The organism is Bartonella sp. MR100HLJHH (assembly GCF_042194215.1).
Taxonomy (GTDB): domain Bacteria; phylum Pseudomonadota; class Alphaproteobacteria; order Rhizobiales; family Rhizobiaceae; genus Bartonella; species Bartonella grahamii.
In genome coordinates, this window is the sequence record NZ_JBHIMR010000009.1 from 1 (window position 1) to 23,327 (window position 23,327).

Annotated in this window: 18 protein-coding genes; 13 read left to right on the plus strand and 5 right to left on the minus strand. The window is 36.0% G+C overall.

Going from position 1 to position 23,327, the window contains the following annotated elements:
- Window positions 1-908 (minus strand): ABC transporter transmembrane domain-containing protein (locus tag ACFIJ7_RS06400; protein WP_375644852.1); only part of this gene is annotated, 908 nt, incomplete at its 3' end.
- 256 nt (window positions 909-1,164) lie between these two features.
- Between ACFIJ7_RS06400 and ACFIJ7_RS06405 the strand changes: the two genes are divergently transcribed.
- Complete coding sequence (locus ACFIJ7_RS06405) at window positions 1,165-1,476, plus strand: hypothetical protein (protein ID WP_375644853.1); 312 nt, start codon at window positions 1,165-1,167, stop codon at window positions 1,474-1,476.
- A gap of 1,372 nt (window positions 1,477-2,848) precedes the next feature.
- On the opposite strand, the gene ACFIJ7_RS06410 is transcribed toward ACFIJ7_RS06405, so the two are convergent.
- From ACFIJ7_RS06410 to ACFIJ7_RS06425, 4 genes are all read right to left on the minus strand, one after another.
- Window positions 2,849-3,634, minus strand: a complete 786-nt coding sequence (locus ACFIJ7_RS06410) for a DUF1499 domain-containing protein (protein ID WP_375644854.1) — start codon at window positions 3,632-3,634, stop codon at window positions 2,849-2,851.
- Window positions 3,635-4,163: 529 nt separating this feature from the next.
- Complete coding sequence (locus tag ACFIJ7_RS06415) at window positions 4,164-4,703, minus strand: hypothetical protein (protein WP_375644855.1); 540 nt, start codon at window positions 4,701-4,703, stop codon at window positions 4,164-4,166.
- Window positions 4,696-5,292, minus strand: a complete 597-nt coding sequence (locus tag ACFIJ7_RS06420; RefSeq protein ID WP_375644891.1) for a DUF1214 domain-containing protein — start codon at window positions 5,290-5,292, stop codon at window positions 4,696-4,698. Before ACFIJ7_RS06420 ends, ACFIJ7_RS06415 begins: the two co-directional genes overlap by 8 nt.
- A gap of 17 nt (window positions 5,293-5,309) precedes the next feature.
- Window positions 5,310-7,460, minus strand: coding sequence for a transglycosylase domain-containing protein (locus ACFIJ7_RS06425; protein WP_375644856.1), 2,151 nt, complete (start codon window positions 7,458-7,460; stop codon window positions 5,310-5,312).
- A gap of 348 nt (window positions 7,461-7,808) precedes the next feature.
- Between ACFIJ7_RS06425 and ACFIJ7_RS06430 the strand changes: the two genes are divergently transcribed.
- The 12 genes from ACFIJ7_RS06430 to ACFIJ7_RS06485 all read left to right on the plus strand — a co-directional run bounded on the left by ACFIJ7_RS06430 (window position 7,809) and on the right by ACFIJ7_RS06485 (window position 22,751).
- The gene (locus ACFIJ7_RS06430; RefSeq protein ID WP_375628179.1) at window positions 7,809-8,045 is read left to right on the plus strand and encodes a hypothetical protein; all 237 of its coding nucleotides are present in this window, start codon (window positions 7,809-7,811) and stop codon (window positions 8,043-8,045) included.
- A 21-nt stretch (window positions 8,046-8,066) separates the two neighbouring features.
- Window positions 8,067-8,732: a response regulator transcription factor gene (locus ACFIJ7_RS06435; RefSeq protein WP_012754861.1), complete on the plus strand. Its 666-nt coding sequence runs from the start codon at window positions 8,067-8,069 to the stop codon at window positions 8,730-8,732.
- On the plus strand, window positions 8,732-10,150 hold the full coding sequence (locus ACFIJ7_RS06440) for an ATP-binding protein (protein ID WP_375635739.1): 1,419 nt from the start codon (window positions 8,732-8,734) through the stop codon (window positions 10,148-10,150). The genes ACFIJ7_RS06435 and ACFIJ7_RS06440 overlap by 1 nt, the downstream gene beginning before the upstream one ends.
- A gap of 246 nt (window positions 10,151-10,396) precedes the next feature.
- Window positions 10,397-11,170, plus strand: a complete 774-nt coding sequence (locus ACFIJ7_RS06445; RefSeq protein WP_375635738.1) for a tetratricopeptide repeat protein — start codon at window positions 10,397-10,399, stop codon at window positions 11,168-11,170.
- Between the two features lie 297 nt (window positions 11,171-11,467).
- A complete protein-coding gene (gene ccmE, locus ACFIJ7_RS06450; protein ID WP_375635737.1) occupies window positions 11,468-11,947 on the plus strand; it encodes a cytochrome c maturation protein CcmE in 480 nt (159 codons plus the stop codon).
- Between the two features lie 7 nt (window positions 11,948-11,954).
- Window positions 11,955-13,934, plus strand: a complete 1,980-nt coding sequence (locus tag ACFIJ7_RS06455; protein ID WP_375644857.1) for a heme lyase CcmF/NrfE family subunit — start codon at window positions 11,955-11,957, stop codon at window positions 13,932-13,934.
- 1 nt (window position 13,935) lies between these two features.
- Window positions 13,936-14,403 (plus strand): cytochrome c-type biogenesis protein CcmH, encoded by a 468-nt coding sequence (locus ACFIJ7_RS06460; RefSeq protein WP_375635735.1) that lies wholly within the window; start codon window positions 13,936-13,938, stop codon window positions 14,401-14,403.
- Between the two features lie 170 nt (window positions 14,404-14,573).
- Entirely contained in the window at window positions 14,574-16,085 is a 1,512-nt protein-coding gene (locus ACFIJ7_RS06465) for a Do family serine endopeptidase (RefSeq protein WP_375635734.1), read from the plus strand.
- Window positions 16,086-16,157: 72 nt separating this feature from the next.
- Window positions 16,158-16,844, plus strand: a complete 687-nt coding sequence (locus ACFIJ7_RS06470; protein ID WP_012754868.1) for a response regulator transcription factor — start codon at window positions 16,158-16,160, stop codon at window positions 16,842-16,844.
- A complete protein-coding gene (locus ACFIJ7_RS06475) occupies window positions 16,841-18,223 on the plus strand; it encodes an ATP-binding protein (RefSeq protein ID WP_375635733.1) in 1,383 nt (460 codons plus the stop codon). The genes ACFIJ7_RS06470 and ACFIJ7_RS06475 overlap by 4 nt, the downstream gene beginning before the upstream one ends.
- A gap of 77 nt (window positions 18,224-18,300) precedes the next feature.
- A complete protein-coding gene (locus ACFIJ7_RS06480; RefSeq protein ID WP_375635732.1) occupies window positions 18,301-21,246 on the plus strand; it encodes a bifunctional [glutamine synthetase] adenylyltransferase/[glutamine synthetase]-adenylyl-L-tyrosine phosphorylase in 2,946 nt (981 codons plus the stop codon).
- A 686-nt stretch (window positions 21,247-21,932) separates the two neighbouring features.
- A complete protein-coding gene (locus ACFIJ7_RS06485; RefSeq protein WP_375644858.1) occupies window positions 21,933-22,751 on the plus strand; it encodes an outer membrane protein in 819 nt (272 codons plus the stop codon).
- Window positions 22,752-23,327: the final 576 nt, after the last annotated feature.

Sequence of the window (23,327 nt, forward strand, 5' to 3'; positions counted from 1 at the left end):
TCCCATAGGGATGCAAGGCTTAAGATAGGACCAGAAACATTTCCAGCGAGGAGATGAAAGGCAATAAGTTGCCCTAGCGTAATCTGGTTTTGAAGAACTGCTTGAGCACCAAAAAAGATAATAAAAATAGTGAAAAGATCACCAAAAATATGACTCATGGCTCCATTGAGAAGATGCAATTTACTGGTTGTAAGGCTTTGATCTAAACTACGGGCTAGAGTTTCTTGCATGCGTATCGTATGAGCAGATTCTTTTACGTGTGCTTTAATGGCTTCAAGATTGGTAAAACTTTCAATAAGGCGCGATTTATGGACAGCTTGCAGAGTGAAAGCACGGCGTAATTGGCGGCGCAAGAAGGGACCGACTAGCGCTAAAGAACCCATTTGTAAAGGTAAAATGATAAGGACAATAAAGGTCAGTTTTGGACTAATGGAAAAGAGTGCAGCAATATAAATAATGGCAAAGAGAACATTTAGAACAGTTGTGGCGATGGTTCCTGTTAGAAACCCGCGAATTGTATCAACCTCTCCAATACGTGAAAACAATTCTCCCACTTGCCAACGGCGTAAAGTGGGCAAGGAGAGACTTAAAAGATGGGTGTAAATGCGCCGTCCAAATTCTAGCGTAAGCCGATTGGCTAAATAAGCTCCTAAGTAGCCTGATAGAGTGCTAAGAGCAGTGCTAAACAGCATGATAGCAACCATCAAGACCACAATAGCATAGAGACTTTCAATACGCTGAAAAGGGAGAATACGGTCGATAATCGCTTGAAAAATAAAAGGATTCACCAAGCCCAGCAAACGCAAAACAACAGCAACGCAACTGAGTTCGATGACATAATAAATATATTTCTTTGTTGTTTTTGTAAACCAAGAGAATGATACTGGTTTTTCTTGTGAATGACTCATTTGAAGTTATGATTTTGTTTAAGAGAAAGAGCGATGGATGTCGCATATTTAAACAGTATTGTAAATAGTATTATATTTATACAAAATATACATTTTTTATAAATATAATATAAACATAATGTATTTATTATTTGTACAGTATTTTTATTGTTATTTATACAAATTATATTTTACATTTGCTAAAATGAACAATAATAAATTTTCCACTGTATCGTTGTGATACAGTTATTTTTAACAATAATTAAAGAGGTTTTATATGTTTCGTCCATTTGGTTCTAGTTTTTCTAATGGTTGGTCTCATGTTTCTAATACGTGGTCAAATATTTCATCAATGAATTTTTCAAGCAGTGGATCACGACCTGGGTGTACTGTTGGAGATTATCTCTCTGCAGGATTTTCAATGGGACATAGGGGACATGATATGGGAGTGGTAGTTGGTGGACTTATGGGGTGGTCAGTTGGAGGACCAATAGGCGCTTTGGAAGGTCTATCATTAGGAGGAGGAGTTGGCTCTACAGTAGGATTTGCCACAGGTATAGGAAATACAGCCTATGGATGTTATCGCTAATATAAAAATCAGCAGATATTTCTAAAATGAACAAGCTTGTAGGCATAATTATGTGTCTACAAACTTGACAGGAAGGTTTAGGTGCATAATTTTACAAAATTATATATTTAATTTGGATTTTTTTATGAATGATCTTATTCGTATTATTGTAGAATTATTATTTTCTATAGGTGCTTTATTTATATTTTTCTATACATTGTTTTCATATTATAAATCTAAAGGTTATAGTAAAAAAGAAATTTGGAAAAAAATTTTGTTAAGAATATTTTTGTTCGTTATATTATTTTCTATGACATTTTTTATTTATATACGTTATTTCTATGAACAATGATTATTAATTTATAATTATAGGTTAATTTTGAAATTTTATTTGTTATCTATATTTTTAATTTGGATTTTTTATGAGTGATATTATTCGTATTATTGCAGAATTATTATCTTCTACATGTGCTTTCTTTATATTTTTCTATGCCATGTTTTTACGGTATAAATTTAAAGGTTATAGTAACAAAGAAATTGTGAAAAAAATGTTATTAAGCACATTTTTGTTCATTATATTTATTATATTACTTTCTATAACATTTTTTATTTGTATACGTTATTTATATGAAAAATGATTATTTATTATCTTTATATAATAATGTTTTTGATATTTTATTTTCAGTATTTGTTTTTATATTTTCATTTTTATTAATTTATAGATACAGTGGTGACAGTTGGAAAAATAGTATAAAGGAAGCGATTAAGACATTTGGGTGGTTCTTTTTGTTATTTTTGACGTTTTGTTTTATTTATGTTGCGTTTAAATATATTAGATATTAGCATTTATATTTAAATTATGTTTTATAAAAAATGATTTTCATTTAAATAAGTTTCTATTATTTGTAATTATAAATTTTTATGAAATTGCAATAATAATTTATTTTAAAATATAGATGAATTTAGGTGTATTTTATTGTTGATTTTTTCTGTAACTATATTACATATGCATCATATTTTATGATAAATGTATTTCATCTTTCTTGATGAGGGTGTATTTTTCTATTTTCATTGGAAAAATAAGCCTGTAAGAAATGCTTAATTTCCTTATTAGAGAAGTCTTCTTGACTACTCTTATGATGCGATTTCTGAGCATAAAAAATATATGTAAAATCAATTATAGTATTTAAGTTTAGAATTTGAATTCAAATATTTTATCTATATGTCACGCGCTAAAAAGAGGCTATAAGTTGCTTTTGGGTGTTTAAAGAACTTGTCAGTAATGCTTATGGCCGTCGAGAGACGATAACTGTTTTGTGCGTTTCCGCACGTCTCAAAATTTATTTTTGAAATAAGCTAATTTAGTAAATGTAACTTACTATACTTCTAACCTCTACTCATTATCTTCAGAAAGAGGAAGTGAGGCGATTTCTGTATCAAGTGCATCCATAAAATCGATAATAAAAGCAGCATTTTTCCCCAAATCTCTTGGCAAATAACGAGAAGCAGAACGCATATCAACAAAAGTAGTATCCCCTTCATCAGTTAAACGAATGATAATGTCTGAAATGAAACCAAGGTAAAAAGTTTTTGCCATTGTTTCAATATAAAGCGCATTTTCTTCACCTTTAAACTCTCGTTGTGCCACAACAGGCCAATCATAGGCTGCTAAAACATTGAGAACAGATTCGCGAATACGATCAGGTGAACCATCATAACGGCGCCCTGACATTTCTGGCCATTGTGAGATCTGTATTGCTGCTTGTTCAGTCAAAACAATTTTGAGCGGTAAAGCATCGCTGGGACGTATTGTGCGAAAAAAAGCTGGCGGGCTTTGTGTGTCGGTAGAAATATCGTAAAGAGCCGGTAAGGTAAACCAAAGTCCAAAAAATAACATCAATGGTGTAGCAGTTATTAATGAATAAATGATCCCTTTTAAAGCTTTCATTCCCCCTAGGGCTCCATAGACCCATAAGCTGTAAAGTGTTTTTACAGCAAGAAAAAGAGAAATAATCACACAGCCAGTAGAGATACCTATCAAAATTATGAAGTCGGTTACGTTAATGACGGAAAAACGTTGTAAAATGACTGAAAATAATAAAATAAAGAACGCCAATCCACCAAATCGAGGGGACCATACTGCTGCTCTTGAAACGAACCGAACATATCTCTTCTTCATGAAGTTTTTTCCCCTCAATTGTAAACTATAAGCCAAGTTTTTTCAGAGTGTATATCTTACAAAAAGCTTATGCTCATAAAACAAAAATAAAGCACTTATTTTTGAGGTCAAGGATGCGTAATGTCTTATAAGTTTCCAGCGATTATTTTGGCACTTCATTGAAGGTAATCAGTATTTTTTCTATAGTTTATCATGTCATTGATGCGAACTTTATGGGAATGTTTGTAAATAAAAAGAAATAAACTCAAATAACAAGTTTTACGGTTGTTAGCAGCATATTTATTTAGAATTTTGATTTTTCTCTTCTGATTGCGGGGAGTTTTTTCTGTCAGATGATGCGTATCAAATAGGATATGATGATGTGCAATAGAGATTTCATTCTATCTCAATAAAAAATTTAGGGATCTACAATCAGACAAACCTGAATTCGAATATTCGATTAATAGAGGAAAAAGATAACCATTTTGATAGGCTTCGTTTATTTTGTATAGAAAGTAAGGTGTTGTACAAATGAGAGGTTAGACCGTTTTTATTCATAAAATATGCGGCAGGTTGCAGATGAAAGGAAAAATTCACTTTCCTTTTTTGCAAGTGAAGAAGGGGCAAAAATACGTAAAATGACAAAACCTTCATTCAAATTTTTAGCAACCAAAACTGAATTGGCATTTTTTTTAGGTTTTGATTTTTTGAGTTCTATTATTTGTATTGGTTTTCCAATAATAAGATCGAGTGTATTATCAGGGGCTGTTCGGTCATTAAGGCTATAGAAAATAATTCCGTTGTGTGTGTAAGCAGCGAGTGACCAAAATTGTCGTGTTTTCAAAGCTCTTAAATGAACAGGTCCATTTTCAAGATTAAATCTGCAGACTTTAAGAAGAAAGAGTGGATCAGCAGATTGTTGAATAGGATTATCGGGAGTAAAAGCAACAAATTGATAAGGGGCGCCGGATTTTTTAAGTGCTGTCCATATATTATTTTGTGCCCAATAGGGGATTAGAAAGAGAACGAAAATATGAACGATAATAGCGCCAATGATTGCAAGAAGTGCGATATAAATGAATCTAGTCACAATTTATTTGTCCTGATGGAATTTGTTCTATTGATGGCATTGTAAGCTTTTGTAACGCCGTTGCAGAGATGATTGAGGTATCGTATAAGGTAAGAATAAGCCCGAATTCTTTTTGACTAACTGTTGCAAGCCAATTGCCGGCTTGCGGTGTAGGTGAAATATTGATGTGTAATGAGCCATCACGCTCATAAGTAACAGCGTTCGTATGGAGTTCAAAAGGTATTTCTTTGGATGAAGTATAGGGCTTTAGGGATTTGTCAGCTGTATAAAGGGTAGAAAAACGGGTTTCAGGGATGGTGCCTTTGAGCAAATAATGACAGCGAGGGTGGAGTGGACGCCCTTGGTTATCTTGCCAAATCTGGAATTGAATACCTTCAGTACGTCCGAGTGAAACAATGCCTTGTTTAGCGGTGCGGGCGCGGGTATAAGGATCCATATTGGCGGTTCCCATTTGTGGATAAGCACTCCATTTTCCAATTCTAAAGAGTCCAAAATGATGAAAGGAATTGAGTACATAATCGACACTCAATTTTCCACATAAAATAGAAAAAGCGAAGATAAAAAAGAAAATGGTGATATTAAAAAACATCATAGAATATTTTGAATTCAAAATGTTGAATCTCCAGTTGTTTTCATCTTCAAAGAAATTGCAGATGGTTTTTTCAGATCTTTGTTAATCAATCGCACGATATTTAATGTTTCAGGAGAAAGCGTAGAGGGTATCGGGGGAAAAAATTCAGAATCTGCATGGGAAGAAAGTACTGGGGGCTGATAAGAAAGGAGAGAATCTTTAACACCATAGAGCTGTTTGAGCATGATATTTTGATGTGCAGCAAGCATGATGCGATGCCATATCATGGCAGGAACGCCACCCCCAAAAGCACGATTCATCGGTGAAAAGTTATCATTTCCCATCCATACCGCTCCAGTATAATTGCCTGTAAAGCCAACAAACCAAGCATCACGATAGGATTGTGATGTTCCAGTTTTCCCAGCGACAAGAGTCATGGGCAGAGCAGCACGCTTACCAGACCCTCGTGTTGTGACACCTACCATCATTTGGTTCATATAGGCAGCTGATTGTCTGCTGAGAACTCGGTGTAACTTATTTCCGTTATGCTCGAAATCCCATACCACATGCCCATCGATTGTTCTGATTTGCATGAACCCATGCCGATTACCAGCTATCCCGCCATTCGCAAAGACATTAAAGCCAGTTGCTTGATCCATGGGGGTCATGTTGGAAGTGCCAAGAACCATCGTTTTGTGTGATAAAATATGCGCGTTAATCCCCATATTCTTGATGAGATCTATAATGGGTTTGGTATCGCGGTGAAGATATTGATAGGTGAGATACACAGGGACTGTATTAATGGAAAAAGCTAAAGCTGTTGCTAAATCAATTTTCCCCAAATAACGACCAGAATTATTTTTGGGTGTCCAACCTCCCCAATTAATAGGAGAATCTAAAACGATTGTTGAGGGAGAAAGTCCGTGTTCCAGTGCGGTTGCGTAAACATAAGGTTTGAATGAAGAACCAGTTTGCCGTCCGCCTTGTGTCGCTCTGTTAAATTGGCTCTTTTTATAATCTAGTCCTCCAACAATTGCGCATACGGCACCGTTATTATCGAGTATAACAGTGGCAGCTTGTGTTACGCGATATTGTTGACCATATTGATGTAAATGATATGCAATTGATTCTTCTGCTGCTTTTTGAATATTCGGATCAAGGGTCGTTTGAATAATTAAACTATGGCTTGGAAGTTGATTACGCATTTTTTTGACTTCCTCGAATGCCCAATCAAGAAAATAATCAGCCTGATTATTTTCTATTTGGGGAAGTGCCCTAGCAGGGTGGCGATGCGCATTGATAATCTGGCTCTTCGTCATAAAGCCACTATTAACAAGATTAGAAAGGACTACATTGGCACGTGTTTGAGCTGCAAAGAGATGACTATGAGGAGCATATTTTGTTGGAGCTTTAAAGAGTCCTGCTAACATAGCAGATTCACTTAAAGATACATGACGTATGTTTTTTCCAAAATAAAATTTTGCAGCTGCTGCAATACCAAAATTGTTTCCTCCCATATAGGCGCGGTCAAGATAAAGTTGCAAAATCTGTTTTTTGCTAAAATTTGCTTCTAGCCAAAGAGCAAGATAAGCTTCTTTGATTTTACGTGTTATGGTTCTCTCGTTTGTTAAGAATAAATTTTTAGCCAATTGTTGTGTGAGAGTTGAACCACCTTGCACTACACCTTTAGCTTGCATATTTTGTGAAATTGCCCGTGTAAGTCCTTGAAAATCAATACCCCAATGATCGAAAAAACGACGGTCTTCTGTAGCAAGAACCGCTTTAATGACAGTGTCAGGCATTTCTTCAACGGGGACAGAGATTGCCGGCAGTGCACCACGGTGCCCAATGGAATTTCCATAGCGATCTAGAAAAAGAATGGAAAAGTTTTTAGGAGAAGACCAATCTGTTTTGGTCAGTTCAAAAACAGAAATGCCCAAAATAGTGAAAAGAGTAAATCCCATCAACCCTAATGTCAGTATTTCATCGAGAACTTCAACGATAAAACGTTTCCATCCTTGAAGATGAAAATTTTGTGAGATGATTTTTGCCTTTTTCCAGAAAAAACTGTTAGCAGAACGAATGTGATAAAGCGCTGTATCTAATCGTGCGTCTAATTCAATGAGAGCAGGACTGTGAAATGGCTTACGGTGTTGCCTTTTCTTTTTTTTAAAAAAATCAAACATTTAAAGAGAGCCTATGGCAAAGAAATACAACCAAACAAATCTACGATAATTATATGGAGTAGAAGTATTTTTTTGCTATAGTGCTAACAGAGAAAGAGTTTATTTTAGAATTATTCATTTTTCGTAAGATAGTGTATTAAGATTTTATTATTTTATCTAATAAATTTTATTCTCATTATTAAAAATATTTTATTTTGAGTTTTTAAAAATTTAAAGTAATGTTAATGCATTCTTCTGTAAGATAGAGGATAAATTATTTCCATTTGTGATTTTTAAATCGACCCAAAAAAGCCATTATTTCTTTTATCCTTTATCAAGGAAGAGAAGAGGTGGGTTAGTGAAATATTTATGATGAAAAAAAAATTCTTGTTCGTAATAATAGCAGCTTTTTTAGGAGCAGATTCTGTTCTAGCTTCTGGGTGTGCTGAAGTAGGTAAGAAGGTTGCTGCGCAAGAGAGCGGGGTTCTCGTCCGTTCAAACCCAGTTGTTCAGGATGGAAAGGGCATGTGTGCAATTGTGATTGTTGTACCAGCCCGTAATGGGGAAAAGTTACGTCGTGTTGAGTTTTTTGTTCCTGCTGATTAGTCTTTGGCAGATGGTGTTGTGATGCGTATCTTAATCGTTGAAGATGATCGGAATCTTCATCATCAATTAGCAGAAGCTGTAAGACGTGCAGGATATGTTTCCGATAGTGCTTTCGATGGTGAAGAGGCTTATTTTTTAGGGAGCACAGAGTCTTACGACGCGGTGATACTTGATATAGGTTTACCGTATATTGATGGTATTCGTGTTGTTGAAAAATGGCGTCAAGAAGGGCACTCCATGCCTGTTTTAATGCTAACGGCGCGAGACCGTTGGTCTGATAAGGTGCACGGTATTGATGCTGGGGCTGACGATTATGTTGTGAAGCCATTTCATTTGGAGGAAGTGATGGCGCGTTTACGAGCATTAATTCGTCGCGCTACGGGACATGCGACAAGTGCATTATGTTGCGGAAATGTTTTGTTGGATACGAAGACGTCCCGTGTTTTTGTGGATGGTCAGTTGATTAAACTAACATCTTATGAATTCAGACTGCTTTCGTATCTCATGCATCATTGTGACAGGGTCATTTCAAGAACAGAACTTACTGAACATCTTTATGATCAGGATTTTGATAAGGATTCGAATACGGTGGAAGTCTTTGTAGGTCGGTTACGGAAAAAGCTTGGAGTGGATTTGATTGAAACTATTCGAGGAATGGGGTATCGCGTGAGAACGCTAGGTGATTAATGAATACTTTCGAAAAGAATAATTGGTGTAGGAGGTTCTTTTTTGTAATTACTCGATCTCTCAGTTTACGTGTTATGGTCTTATCAACATTATGGGTTGTTATTTCTCTTTTATCGATTTCTGCAGTAAGTATTTTATTTTATAAACGTTCAACTGAACAAAGCCTAGAGCGTATTCTTTCTGCTCAACTCTACAGTCTTATTGCAACAGTGACGGTGTCATCGGAAGGTACTTTGAGAGGAGGGGCTGGGATTGATGATATTCGTTATTCTGATCCAACAACAGGATGGTATTGGGAAGTTGTTGCGATATCTCATAATTTAAAAGGAAGATTGACATCCCCCTCATTGGGAACAGGCGAGATATTTACACCAAGTGATGTTGATATACCTTTTGACAATAAGTTCTTTCGCTCTTATCGGATAAAGGGGAACAATGGTCAAAAGCTACAAGTGATTGAGAGTGATGTTGTTCTTGATAATGAAAATCATATTGCACGTTTTCGGCTTGTTGGGAATATCGATGAAGCTCATGCCCAAGTAAAGGAATTTAAGCGAACTTTGCAAATTTTTCTTTGGAGTTTTGGTATCGGGAGTGTTCTTATTAATATTGCTATTATTTTCTTTAGTTTTCAACCGTTGAAGCTTATTCGACGCGCATTGAATGATATTCGCGAAGGAAGAGTTCACTATGTGAATACGAATTTAGTAAGCGAAGTGATGCCGCTTGTACAAGAGATGAATGCTCTCATTAATAATAATCAGCGTATTATTGAGCGATTTCGCACACAGGTTGGTAATCTTGCGCATTCATTGAAAACGCCTCTATCCGTGATTATGAATGAGACAGATAAGATGCGCGGAGAAAAGGCTTGTTTGTTGAGAGAGCAAACGCAAATAATGCAAGCTCAAATCAATCATTATCTTCAGCGTGCGCGGATTGCAGCACAATGCGATAGTATTGTCTATCATACGTCTGTTCGCAGTGTGCTTGAACGTTTGGTGCGGGTTATGAAAAAGCTTAATCCTGAAAAACAAATTCAATTTATTATGGATGTTGATGATATTGTTTTTTCTGGAGAGAAGGAAGATTTAGAAGAAATTATAGGGAATTTGATTGAAAATGCTACTCAGTGGTCTCGAGCAAAGGTTTTGATCTCTTGTTGTTTAGAAGAAAATGTTGAAGAAACAGAATATTTTAGTATCTTTGTAGAAGATGATGGCCCTGGTTTAACAGAAGACAAAATGGAGGAAGCATTAAAAAGAGGGCGGCGGTTTAATGAAAGTAAACTAGGGGCAGGCTTAGGGCTAGCAATTGTTTCAGATATGGTCAGTGAATATGGTGGCAAGCTCTTTTTATCACGTTCTGATTTGGGTGGGTTGTATGCAAAAGTTTTATTACCTAAGATGGGAGAATAACATATTTTCTCCTTAAGCAAGAAATGTCTATAAAGTTTGTAAAGCAGTATTTTCAGATAATACATAAAGAGTAGGGAAACATTGTTTTTAGTTTCTTTGTTTAGTTGATATATACAAGAAAAATGGACAATAGATTTTATAATATTTTCCATGAAAAAATGAATTTTTATCAATTCACATCACTCTTCTCATGAAGAGGGTAAAATGTAAGCGAGACATTCTCTGTTCGTATTGGAAAAAAGTGATATGCTCTTATTAATTTTTGCAGCATTTTTTCTGACTTTTCTGGCAAGTATTCTTTTTCGTTCACTACGTTTTGACGATGAGATAAAGAAAGAATGGAAAGTTCAAACCGTGGATGGTTATAGAAGTCATAAGCATACGATTGAGTTTAACAAGCTTTATATGCATTATAAAAAAAGAAATATTCTTAAGGCTTTAAGTATTTTATTTGTTCTTCTTATGACATGGAATATTTATGGGCTGACAGGCAGTCCAGAAGTGAAAAGTTATTTTTTTAGCGAATTAATGGATAAGGATCCTAAAACTCTTAGTAAGCAAGAAAAGCTTATTCGTTTACAAGTGCTTTTTTTCCGTGCACCTCATGATGGCAAGCTAGCAGATGCGTTAGCGGTAGGGTATCTCGAAGAAAGCCTTTTTCAAGAGGCTGTGAATACTTATTTAGACGCACTTCGTTTGAATGGAGAAACAGCTCCAAGGCTTGTAGGATATGGTTTAGCATTGGTTGGTTATGAAGGGGGAGTGATAACACAAGAAGCACAAAATGCTTTTCAAAAAGCAGCAGATTTAGCGCCAACAGATTTTTATCCACGTTTATTGTTGGCCGATGCATTGCATCAAGCAGGAAAAACTGCGCAGGCAGTGCAATTTTTACAAAGCTTTCTTGATACAATGCCTGAAAATTTTTCAGGACAATCACGTGTTAAAAAAATGATGATTCAGTTACATGATTTATCGAGTGAGCATACAAAGAAAAGCAATCATCGCCAATTGAGATGATGAAATATAAAGAGAAATGCTGTTTAGAAAGACAAGAGAAGTAATCTCTTAGAAGTAGGTGTTTGTGAAGAAGATTGAAGAACAGAAATGAAGAATGTAAAGAGCGTGATATAAGTGGTTATAGGTTAAATAAAAATTGGTTGTAAAACTAAAAAAGGAAGAAAGATATTGATAAGCTTGTTAGCAAAGGTGAGGTATTGGATAAAAAGTTGCACCTATGTAGAAGATGTGCAAAGCTCTTAAAAAATGAAATATCGATACTCATTATAACATATTTAATTTTTTCGTAGAGTGTCTATGAAAAGTCAATCTTTAAAGAATTCTTCTTCGTTGAAGGTTATTTTAGAGCAGCGAAAAAAAAAGCGCTTGCTGATCATATTATTATGTTGTTTGGTTATGACAGTTGCAGCAAGTCTTATAGTGTATGCAATGCGTCATGCGGTCAGTTTTTTTAGAATGCCCTCTGAAATTACAAGAGAAGATATTTTAACGGGGCGCCCTTTGCGTTTGGGTGGCTTTGTTGAAAAGGAGACTGTTCAATATGTTGGAGAGAGAGGCGTTATTTTTTTTGTAACGGATAACAAAAAACATGAAAAAGTGGTTTTCAACGGTGCCTTACCGGATCTTTTTCGTGAAGGTCAGGGGGTGATTGTAGAAGGGCATTTCGATAAACAGGGTTTTTTTGTAGGGACGCGTATTTTAGCAAAACATGATGAAACTTATATGCCTAAAGAAACAGCTGATCGTTTAAAAAAACATTACATTATGGAGAAATAATTCGAGTGTGCTTGTCGAACTGGGTCATATTTTTTTAGCTGCAGCATTTTCAGTAAGCTTATTAGGGGCGTTCTTACCTGCTTTAGGTTTTTGGTGGAGAGAGCGTTTGTTAATGCAAACAGCTGTTCCTCTAACATATATCACTTTTACATTACTGCTTTTATCTTTTTTAGTGATAATTTATGCTTATGTTGTATCTGATTTTTCTGTTTTGAACGTTGTTGAGAATTCTCATTCAGAAAAACCGATGCTCTATAAAATTACCGGTGTTTGGAGCAACCACGAAGGCTCTATGTTGTTATGGGTTTTAAGTCTTGCTTTTTTTAGTGCATTGATGGCCTTTTTTAGCCAACATTTGCCAGAAGATTTTAAGACGCTTGTTTTAATTTGCCAAAGTTGGATTACAAGTGCTTTTCTTTTATTTATTCTTTTTGTATCCAATCCATTTTTACGTGTGAATCCACCAGCATTGCAGGGAAATGGTCTCAATCCTCTTTTACAAGATATCGCATTAGCAATTCATCCACCGCTACTTTATTTAGGTTATGTTGGTTTTTCACTCTGTTTTTCTTTTGCCGTTGCGGCATTGATTATGGGACATGTTGATAGAGTTTGGGCGCGTGGGATTCGTCCGTGGCTTTTACTTTCTTGGTGTTTTTTAACATTGGGTATTATGGTTGGCTCCTATTGGGCTTATTATGAGCTAGGATGGGGGGGCTATTGGTTTTGGGATCCTGTTGAAAATGTTTCGTTTATGCCTTGGCTTTCAGGAACGGCTCTTTTACATTCTGCTCTTGTTCTCGAAAAACGAGAAATATTGAAAAGTTGGACTTTGTTTTTAGCGCTGCTTACTTTTTCTCTTTCTCTGATGGGAACTTTTCTTGTGCGTTCGGGGCTTTTAGTTTCTGTTCATAGTTTTGCTGTTGATCCAGCACGGGGGCAAGCAATTCTTGCGCTTTTATTTTTTTTTACGGGAGCGGCTTTTCTTCTTTTTGCTTTGCGCACCCCTATTTTAAAAACAGAAAGATTTTTTCAACCAATTTCACGTGAAGGGTTTATTGTTTTAAATAACTTGTTACTTACAACAATAACAGCAACAGTATTGATTGGTACGCTTTATCCTTATTTTATTGAGATATTAACAGGACAAAAAATTTCTGTAGGGGCTGCTTTTTTTAACCTTACCTGTGGACCGCTAATGATTTTGCTGTTGTTGTTTGTTCCGTTTGGAACAATGACGGCATGGAAACGCGGTGATTTTCTTGCAGTTTTTGAACGGTTATGGTTTGTTTTTGTATTGGCTGCTATCGTCTGTTTTATAATATTTTATGCGACATCTTTGCGTGATATCTTTGCAGTTTTAGGGATTGGGCTTTCAGCGTTTGTTTTTCTAGGCAGTTTAGCGGATCTATGGGGAAAGAGTGGATATGGCAAGAGAGCTTTTTCAATACGCGTTAAGAGATTTCTTGGATTGCCATGGTCTACTTTTGGTGCAGCAATAGCACATATGGGATTAGGTGTTACATTATTTGGTATTGTTTGTGTGGCAAGTTTTGGGCAAGAACGTATTTTAATCATGAACGTAGGGGATAGGGTGACGATAGCGGATAAAACGCTTCATTTTGATGCAGTGTATGAAGGTGTTGGTTCGAATTATTCGGCAATGGAGTTTTATTTTAAAATATATGAAAATAAAAACATTGTGGGTCATGTAACAGCCTCAAAGCGATTTTATTCAAGCCAAAATACATCAACAACAGAAGTTGGTCTTCAAAATCATGGCTTATCGCAGCTATATATTGTACCAGGGCATACCGATAATCGGGGTCTTGTTGTACACATATGGTGGAAGCCTTATGTAATATGTATTTGGTTAGGGGCATTCATGATGGCTGTAGGCGGATGTCTTTCTCTTCTGGGGTATTGGTTTCGCATTGGCATGTACAATAGGGTACTGCTTGCTTTAAATTTTTGGAAAAGACATTGAGATGAAAAAAAATCTTTGGATTTTATTTTTTTTAATTGCAACGTTTCCTTTTCGATTAGCAATAGCAGTAGAGCCGGATGAGATTTTAAAGGATAAGGTTCTTGAAGCGCGAGCACGCCATATTTCATCACATTTACGTTGTCCGGTTTGTCAAAATCAATCAATTGATGATTCAGATGCTGCTCTAGCACGTGATTTACGGCTTTTAATTCGGGAAAGGCTAAAAATGGGCTATAGTAACCAGCAAGTCACTGACTTTCTTGTTGAACGATATGGTGAATTTATTCTCTTGAAACCACCATTGAATAAAATAACTTGGTTTTTATGGTTTTCGCCTTTGATCATCATCATCATTGGCACAAATATCATATTTTTCCACTTAAAACGGAATAATCATGAGAAAATAATGAGTTATCTGAATGAAAAAGACAGTCAAAAATGCCATTGCATTAAAAAAGATGTTACATAAAAGAAAAAATCGGCTCATCTGCAATGAGCATACAATCTTATTATAATTATATTAGGGGATACTGAAACCTTACAAAACTTTAATAATTTAGACAGAAAACGGTAAGGTCTAGTATTTTATAAGTGATCGCAATTGGAATAAAGGTATAATTGAATAGGAGCATAGAGTAAATGATTAAAAAGGCTTTCTTTAAAACGTTTGTCGCAGTGAGTTTTTCTGCGATATTGGAAAGTGCACTGTTTTTTAGTGGATGTACATCAAGCTTGTTGATGACAAAGGCTCATGCAAGTTCTGTATTTACTTCGTTAATGCAACAACAGGGATTTGCCGATATTGTTGCTCAAGTGAAACCAGCAGTTGTAGCAGTACAAGTAAAGAGCAATAAAAAGAAAGAAGATAGGTTCTTTAGCAACTTTTTTAGTGGTCCAGGATTTGATCAATTACCAGACCAACATCCTTTGAAAAGATTTTTTAAAGAGTTTTATGATTTTGATAAACCTAAAAATAAATTTCCCCACCAATCACGGAGACTCCGTCCTATTGCTTTTGGATCGGGTTTTTTTATTTCGTCTGATGGTTACATTGTAACCAATGATCATGTGATTTCTGACGGAACAAGTTATACTGTTGTTCTTGATGATGGTACAGAATTGAACGCAAAGCTTATTGGGAAAGACCCCAAAACCGACCTTGCCGTATTAAAAGTAAGTGATAAAAGAAAATTTTCCTATGTTGATTTTGGTGATGATTCAAAGCTTCGTGTTGGGGATTGGGTTGTTGCCATTGGGAATCCATTTGGTCTTGGTGGAACTGTGACAGCAGGTATTGTTTCTGCACGTGGACGTGATATTGGCACTGGTGTGTATGATGATTTTATTCAGATTGATGCTGCTGTTAATAGAGGAAACTCTGGTGGCCCAACATTTGATCTTAATGGAAAGGTTGTTGGGGTTAATACAGCAATTTTTTCTCCTTCTGGAGGAAATGTTGGGATTGCTTTTGCTATTCCGGCAGCGACTGTAAAACAGGTTGTACAACAACTTATTGAAAAAGGTTCAGTTCAACGTGGTTGGTTAGGTGTTCAGATTCAGCCGGTAACAAAGGAGATTTCCGATTCAATAGGTTTGAAAGAAGCCAAAGGTGCTTTGGTCACTGATCCGTTAAAAGGGCCGGCAGAAAAGGCTGGTATTAAAGCGGGTGATGTAATTATTTCCGTGAATAATGAAAAGGTTGCTGATGCGCGTGATCTGGCGAAACGTATTGCAAATATTAAACCAGGAGAAACGGTAACCATAGGGATTTGGAGATCAGGTAAGGAGGAAAGTATCAAGGTTAAACTCGCTTCAATGTCTGAAGATGAAAGTAAGAAAGAGGCTTCAAAACATTCAAATGAACGGGGTGATTTAGATGAAACATTGGAAGATTATGGTCTGATTGTTATACCTTCTGATGATGGTGTAGGGGTTGTGGTAACGGATGTCGATACCGATTCAGATGCTGCAGATAAAGGGATACGCCCTGGAGATATCATTGTGACAGTAAATAATAAACCGGTTAAAAAAGTCTCTGATATTGTTAGCACAATCAAAAATGCTCAGCAGTTAGGACGAAAGGCTATACTCTTACAAGTGCGAACAAATGATCAAAATCGTTTTGTTGCTCTTCCAATTTTGAAAAAATAAGGCTTTAGTTGTAGGACAAATGTTTATTAAATGTTTGTCCTACAACATAATAAAATAATGGAGATACGTTTTATGAAGATACTCGTTATTGAAGATGATCATGAGACGGGGCATTATCTCGAAAAGGCTTTTTTGGAAGTAGGGCATTCTGTTGATGTTGCTTATGATGGGGATACGGGATACGCTTTAGCGACCACGGAAAATTATGACGTTATGGTTGTTGACCGAATGCTTTTGCATCGTGATGGCCTTTCTATTATTGCTGAATTGCGCGCTAAAGGCAATGAAACACCGGTTCTTATCCTTTCGGCTTTAGGGCAAGTTAATGATCGTGTAACGGGGTTGCGTGCAGGGGGAGATGATTATTTGACAAAGCCTTATGCTTTTTCTGAACTTCTTGCGCGTGTTGAAGTTTTACAACGGCGGAAAAATCCTAAAGAAGCAGAAACTGTTTATTGTGTAGGTAATCTTGAACTTGATCGGCTAGCACATACGGTAAAACGGGGTGATAGAAACATCCTATTGCAACCACGAGAGTTTCGTTTACTTGAATATTTGATGCGCTATGCGGGGCAGGTTGTTACACGCACTATGCTTTTGGAAAATGTTTGGGATTACCATTTTGATCCACAAACGAATGTCATTGATGTCCATATCTCCCGTTTGAGAGCCAAAATTGAAAAAGATTTTGATGTTCCCCTTCTCCATACCGTGCGTGGAGCTGGATATATGCTGAAAGCACCAGATAACAAAGCATGAATCGTTTGATTAATATAATGCGCACGACGGCGCTAAGGCTTTCAGCACTTTATATTTTATTGTTTGGCTTGGTGGCAACAGGGCTTTCTATTTATATGACGGCATTTTCTGCTTCATTGTTAACAGAGCAAACTGAACAGGCTTTACATGAAGAATTAAAGTATATTGAAAATGCTTATAATTATGGGGGATTATCCTTATTAATGCGCACTATTGATTATCGTTCAAGACAACCAGGAGCATTTCTTTATCTTGTCACGGATTCTATGGGGCGTATTTTAGCAGGAAATGTAGCACGTATTGAATTAGGTCTTTTGAATCAGAGTGGTTTTATTTCTACCTCTTTTTTGTATTCTCGTTTTGGAGAACATGGCAAAACAAGTGAACATCGCGCTTTGGCGGTTATTGTTGATTTACCTAATGCTATGAAGATTCTTATAGGACGCGATTTGGATGAGCCAGAACGTTTTGCAGTGGTTATTCGTAAAGCTGTGATCATTGCACTTGCTGCAATGGTTGGAGGCGCTTTACTCATATGGTTTTTTGTTGGCAGGAGAGCTTTACAAAGGATTGATCATGTAACGGCTGCATCACAGCGCCTGATGGATGGTGATTTCAGTGGGCGTTTACCTGTTTCTGGAGTAGGGGATGAGTTTGATCGATTGTCAACTAATCTTAATGTTATGTTAGACCGCATTGAAGAGTTAAATATTGGTTTACGTCAAGTATCAGATAATATTGCTCATGATCTGAAAACGCCGTTAACGCGTCTTAGAAATCGCGCTGAAGAAGCGCTTTCAGGAAATAAGACAAAGCTTGAATATCGTCAGGTCCTTGATAGGGTTATTGCAGAATCAGATCAACTTATTTGTACGTTCAATGCGATTTTAATGATTTCGCGTATTGAGGCCAGCAGTGCAATTGAGCATCTTGAAATGATGAATATGAAACTGATCCTTGAAGATGCTGTTGAGATTTACGAACCTTTTGCTGAAGAGTCAGGTGTTTTACTTCGGTTGGGGAATATATTTGATAAAGAGCTTAAGTTGAATCGTGAGCTTGTTGCACAATCAATTTTTAACCTTATAGATAATGCCATTAAATATGCTTCTAAAGGTAAAAGGAAAGCGGAGGTTTGCTTATCAATGGAATATCGTGATGAACATTTGTTAGTTGTTGTGAGTGATAATGGACCAGGAATAGCAGAGGATAAACTTGAAAAAGTGACAGAACGATTTGTTCGTCTTGAAGAAAGCCGTACACAACCTGGGTTTGGGATTGGTTTAAGTATAGCAAAAGCAGTTATGAAGCTTCACGGGGGTGAATTGTTACTTGAAAATGCAAATCCAGGGCTTAGGGCTGTTTTGTTATTTCCTTAAAGACATTTTTCTTCACTTTTCTCTTTTCATACGTAACAACTATTTTAAAAGTATAAAGCAATAGAAAGGAAGGCAAAATGCTTTTCAAGGGAGCGCAGACGAAACAAGCTTTTTTAAAAACACAGCTTCTCCCTTTATGCCCTCTCGATAAAAGTGGTTCCCAATGGTTAAAAGACATGGAAGAACAAGCAAGGAAAGAAGGTTTAGAATCGCTTGTTTCCCTTATTTCAGAGAGTGGAACGCAGATAGTTTTTATCAGTTCGGTTATGACCTTATCTCCTTTTTTGCGTGAGGTTTTAATTGCCAATCCATCATATCTTAGTGCTTTATTAAATGTTGATATAGAAACAAGGCTGAGCGAAATTATAGATGATATTACGGCTATTGATAAGGATGAATCTATAAATGAAACTTCATTGATGGCTGCTTTAAGGCGCAAAAAACGAGAAGCGCATGTTCTCATTGCTTTAGCTGATTTGAGTGGTGTTTTTACTTACGAAGTTTCATGTGTTTGGTTGACACGTTTGGGCGAAGCAGCATTAAGTGTAGCGCTGCGTTTTCTATTAAGAGAAGCGCATGATCATGGTAAGATCAATTTATTAAGCCGTGAAAATCCAGAAAAAGACTGTGGTTTAATTATTTTAGGGATGGGAAAATTAGGAGCAGGGGAACTTAATTATTCTTCTGATATTGATCTTATTGTTTTCATTGATGAAACATCACCTCATATTGGTAATCTTTCTGAAAGTGTTGACGTATTTTCTAAAATGGTACGCCGATTAATCCGTATCATTCAAGAACGCACTGCGGAAGGATATGTTTTTCGTCTTGATTTTCGGCTTCGTCCAGATCCAGGATCAACTCCTTTGGCTCTACCAGTAAGGACTGCCTTGCGGTATTACGAAGGGCGTGGGCAAAATTGGGAACGAGCAGCCATGATTAAAGCACGTCCAGTTGCTGGCGATAAGAGGGCAGGTTTTAACTTTCTTAAAGAGCTTTTTCCCTATGTGTGGCGGAAATATTTAGATTACGCTGCTATTGCTGATATTCATTCGATCAAACGTCAAATTCATGCGCATAAAAATTACGGTCAAATTGCAGCTTATGGGCATAATATAAAGTTAGGTCGTGGTGGTATTCGTGAGATTGAGTTTTTTGTTCAGACACAACAGCTCATTGCTGGTGGGCGTTTTCCTCAATTACGTGGACGCCAGACAGTTGCAATGTTAGCAGAACTTCACACGCTTGGTTGGATCAGTGAGAAAACCAGAAATAGCCTTATAAAAAGTTATGCTTTTCTTCGAAATGTGGAACATCGTATTCAGATGCTTTTCGATGAACAAACACACCTTCTTCCAAATGATATTGCTCAATTCACAAGTGTTGCCTATTTAATGGGTTATCAAGACAGCAGCAGTTTTATCCGTGATTTATTAAAAACACTTCAGGTTGTTGAAAAACATTATGCAGCACTGTTTGAGAATGAGCAAGAACTTGGTTTAGAAATTGGTAATTTAGTTTTTACAGGTGAAGAAGATGATCCGGAGACATTAATAACGTTAAGCCGTTTAGGCTTTGAAAGAGCAAGTGATATTTGTCGTATTATGCGTACTCTCCATTGTGGTCGTTATAAAGCAACGCAATCAGCCGAAGCACGCGAGAGATTAACGGAATTAACACCAGCTCTTTTGAAAGCTTTTGGTGGGACAAAACGAGCTGATGAGGCGATGTTGCGTTTTGATAGTTTTTTACAGGGCTTACCTTCAGGAATTCAGCTTTTTAGTCTTTTGCAGTCTAATCCCTCTCTTTTGGATATGCTTGTCCTTATTATGGGCGCTGCTCCACGTCTTGCAGAAATTATTACACGCAGATCCCATGTTTTTGATGGAATGTTAGATCCGAATATTCTTTCAGAATTACCAACAAAAACGTATTTAGAAAAACGGCTTGAATATTTTCTTGAAAATATCTTTCCTTATGAGGAAATTCTCGATCATTTAAGAATTTTTGCAGATGAACAACGTTTTTTGATTGGTATTCGAATTTTGAATGGTGCAATTACAGGAGAAAGAGCGGGTTTTGCTTTTACTGCGCTTGCTGATCTTATGATTACAAAAACATTTGCTGCCGTTCAAGAGGAATTTTCTCGTCTTCATGGTAGTGTTAAAGGGGGGCGTGTTGGCATATTGGGTATGGGGAAGCTTGGAAGTCGCGAATTGACGGCAGATTCCGATGTTGACCTCGTTTTGCTTTATGAACACGATGATGATGCAGAAATATCTGATGGAGAAAAGCCTCTTTATATCTCTCAATATTATACGCGTTTAGCACAGCGCCTCATTTCTGCTTTATCCACTCTTACAAGCCAAGGTGTTCTTTATGTCGTTGATTTAAGGTTACGGCCGTTAGGCAATAAAGGACCTGTTGCTGTTTCTTTTCCATTTTTTAAAAAGTATTATCGCCAAGAAGCATGGATATGGGAATATCTTGCTTTAACAAGGGCTCGAGGCATTGCAGGAGATCCTGATTTTTTACAAAAGCTAGAAAATGAAGTGTGTGCAATTATTGCTATTTCTCGTGATAAGAAGGAAGTTGCAAAAGAAGTATGTGAAATGCGTTCCTTGATTGCAAAAGAAAAGCCGCCAAAAAATCAATGGGATTTAAAAACGATGTCTGGTGGCATTATGGATTTGGAGTTTATTGCTCAATTTTCTCTTATTACGCATGTCATTGAGTTTCAAATTGGAGCAACAACAGCTGATATTTTAGATCACTTACCAAACAGTTTTCTTAATCAGTCATGTATTGCTGATTTACATTATGCCTATCGTCTTTATACAAATTTGAGTCAAATTATACGGCTTTGCTTAAATGATTCTCTTGATCCCAATAATATGCCACCTGGATTAAGTGACCTTTTGTTAAATAGTGTTGGGGAACCTGATTTGCTTCGTGTTGAAAAGTTAATTGCAGAAACTGGGCAATTGGTCTGTTCAGTTTTTACAAAAATCATGAAACATTAAAATAATTCTATAAGAATAATAAAAATTATTAATTCCATTTTTATATATTAATTTTTGTCTTTTATTTCATTACACGCTTGAGAGGGTTAGAGTGAAGTTCTCTACTGATTTCTCAAGTGTGATGAAAAAAATTCTCTGTTAAATGTGCCATTCTAGGTGTCATTCTTTATACAAAAAGCGATGAGTGACGAGATTAGTGAATGATATTCTTTATGAATCTTATCTCCTGTATATGAAAAAGCATATGGGTCATTTATTAAGCAGCAGTATATCAGATACATTTATGAATTAAGAGATATTCAACACAAGAATATATGCAAGAGTATTTTGATCGTACAGATTTATATAAAAACTTATAGAGATTATGTCTCATTACACTAATAATACCAACATATTGAAATCAATATGATAAAAATCTTTATTGATTACATACCTCATTTTTTCAAAAAAATGACATTATAATTATTTGTATAATTATGGATAATAATGATTAATATGAAGCTATAAAAGATAATATGTAATAATTAATGGAAATACAAAGCATATTTAAAGTTTTTTATAATATTATTTATTAAAACTACTTTTATTTTTTTGTAACTGTGTCATTTTTGCTATAGATTTTTTAAAAAAAATGTGAAACGATTTACTATTATTTATGTATCACATTAGCTTTTAGGGGAGCAATTATGATTACAAAGTATTTAGTCTCAACATCTATCTTTTCTTTAATTTCAATTTCTGTAGTACAAGCGGCGGATGTCATTACTCCTGAACAGCCTGTTCCTGTTATTGCAGTTCCTGCTTTTTCTTGGACAGGATTTTATCTTGGAGGACAGATTGGTAGCTTTTCAGGTAAAACAACTGCAAGTTATTTAAAAGATGAGACGGGGATATGGAATCCAATTGGAAAGGAGGATTTACCTAAACTTTCTGGTTTTATAGGGGGAGTTTATGCAGGTTCCAATATTGATATCGATAATGGTTTTATTATAGGTATTGATACGGATATTATGTGGTCTGATAAAAAGAGTACAAAAGATATTAATCGACCAAAAAAAAGTCAAACTGAAGAAGCTTCTTCAGAAGAAACAAATCTAACAAGAGATTCTCATGAGGAGGATTCGGCAATACCTATTGAAGCTGTACGCCATACTTTAAAACAAAAATGGGCTGGTGCTACGCGGGTGAAAGTTGGTTTTGCGATTGAGCGTGTGATGCCTTATGTTTCTGGAGGGGTTGCTTATACGCAGCTTCAGAATATTTTTGGGTTAGTTGCTGATAGCAACAACAGAGCAGTTAATTTTTCTGATTGGTTGCATGACGAAAAAAAGACCATGATTGGTTATACCCTCGGGGGTGGTGTTGATTTTGCAATGACTGATAATGTTATTGTGCGTGCAGAATACCGTTATTCAGATTTTGGTAAAAAGAAGTTCGTGCATGATAAATTTGAAATGGGCTACAAGACAAACGATTTCCGCGTAGGTGTAGCTTATAAATTTTAAATTTTTGCAGAATTAAAAATTCAAAAGTCTCATTTTCGAATGAGGCTTTTATTTTTTAGATATGTGCTGGAAAATATCCTTCACTCAAAAGAGCTACTATTTTATTCGAACAATACTTTGATTTGTAAATATAATTTACCTTTTTATGTTGAGTGAGAGCCCCAAGTATCATAAGATTTTCTCATTTTTAACCTATACCATGTTGAACCAATCAAAACCATGTTTTTTGTACGTCAAAGGAGGGAGAGCCGTGAGATAAAAAACATTAAAGAAAGAATAAAAATGCCTCTTATGAACCATCTCAAGTGCCAAAGGCTGTCGCTAGATTGGGGGTGGCAAAGTGTGAGATTTGATACTAGTTTGCTTTTTCATAAATGTAAAGATGGTGCTACTAAATGGACTTATCATCACATTATTCATAGGTGCCATGGGGAAATGGATTTGGGTGCTTTAAAAGATGCTTTTTTAACAAACACATGAATTGGCAACTTAATGGCGTTTTGTTTTATTTGAAATACCTTTCATACAATCGACTTTTCTGTTTTTCGTTATCGTAAAATATTTTATTTAATATTA

Excerpts from the sequence above, each read along its gene's own strand:
- ACFIJ7_RS06445 (WP_375635738.1), top strand. The coding sequence starts at position 10,397 with ATGCTCTTATTAATTTTTGCAGCATTTTTTCTGACTTTTCTGGCAAGT.
- ACFIJ7_RS06485 (WP_375644858.1), top strand. The coding sequence starts at position 21,933 with ATGATTACAAAGTATTTAGTCTCAACATCTATCTTTTCTTTAATTTCA.
- ACFIJ7_RS06440 (WP_375635739.1), top strand. The coding sequence starts at position 8,732 with ATGAATACTTTCGAAAAGAATAATTGGTGTAGGAGGTTCTTTTTTGTA.
- ACFIJ7_RS06430 (WP_375628179.1), top strand. The coding sequence starts at position 7,809 with ATGATGAAAAAAAAATTCTTGTTCGTAATAATAGCAGCTTTTTTAGGA.
- ACFIJ7_RS06465 (WP_375635734.1), top strand. The coding sequence starts at position 14,574 with ATGATTAAAAAGGCTTTCTTTAAAACGTTTGTCGCAGTGAGTTTTTCT.
- ACFIJ7_RS06470 (WP_012754868.1), top strand. The coding sequence starts at position 16,158 with ATGAAGATACTCGTTATTGAAGATGATCATGAGACGGGGCATTATCTC.
- ACFIJ7_RS06480 (WP_375635732.1), top strand. The coding sequence starts at position 18,301 with ATGCTTTTCAAGGGAGCGCAGACGAAACAAGCTTTTTTAAAAACACAG.
- ACFIJ7_RS06410 (WP_375644854.1), bottom strand. The coding sequence starts at position 3,634 with ATGAAGAAGAGATATGTTCGGTTCGTTTCAAGAGCAGCAGTATGGTCC.
- ACFIJ7_RS06405 (WP_375644853.1), top strand. The coding sequence starts at position 1,165 with ATGTTTCGTCCATTTGGTTCTAGTTTTTCTAATGGTTGGTCTCATGTT.
- ACFIJ7_RS06420 (WP_375644891.1), bottom strand. The coding sequence starts at position 5,292 with ATGTTTTTTAATATCACCATTTTCTTTTTTATCTTCGCTTTTTCTATT.
- ACFIJ7_RS06425 (WP_375644856.1), bottom strand. The coding sequence starts at position 7,460 with ATGTTTGATTTTTTTAAAAAAAAGAAAAGGCAACACCGTAAGCCATTT.
- ACFIJ7_RS06435 (WP_012754861.1), top strand. The coding sequence starts at position 8,067 with ATGCGTATCTTAATCGTTGAAGATGATCGGAATCTTCATCATCAATTA.
- ccmE (WP_375635737.1), top strand. The coding sequence starts at position 11,468 with ATGAAAAGTCAATCTTTAAAGAATTCTTCTTCGTTGAAGGTTATTTTA.
- ACFIJ7_RS06475 (WP_375635733.1), top strand. The coding sequence starts at position 16,841 with ATGAATCGTTTGATTAATATAATGCGCACGACGGCGCTAAGGCTTTCA.
- ACFIJ7_RS06460 (WP_375635735.1), top strand. The coding sequence starts at position 13,936 with ATGAAAAAAAATCTTTGGATTTTATTTTTTTTAATTGCAACGTTTCCT.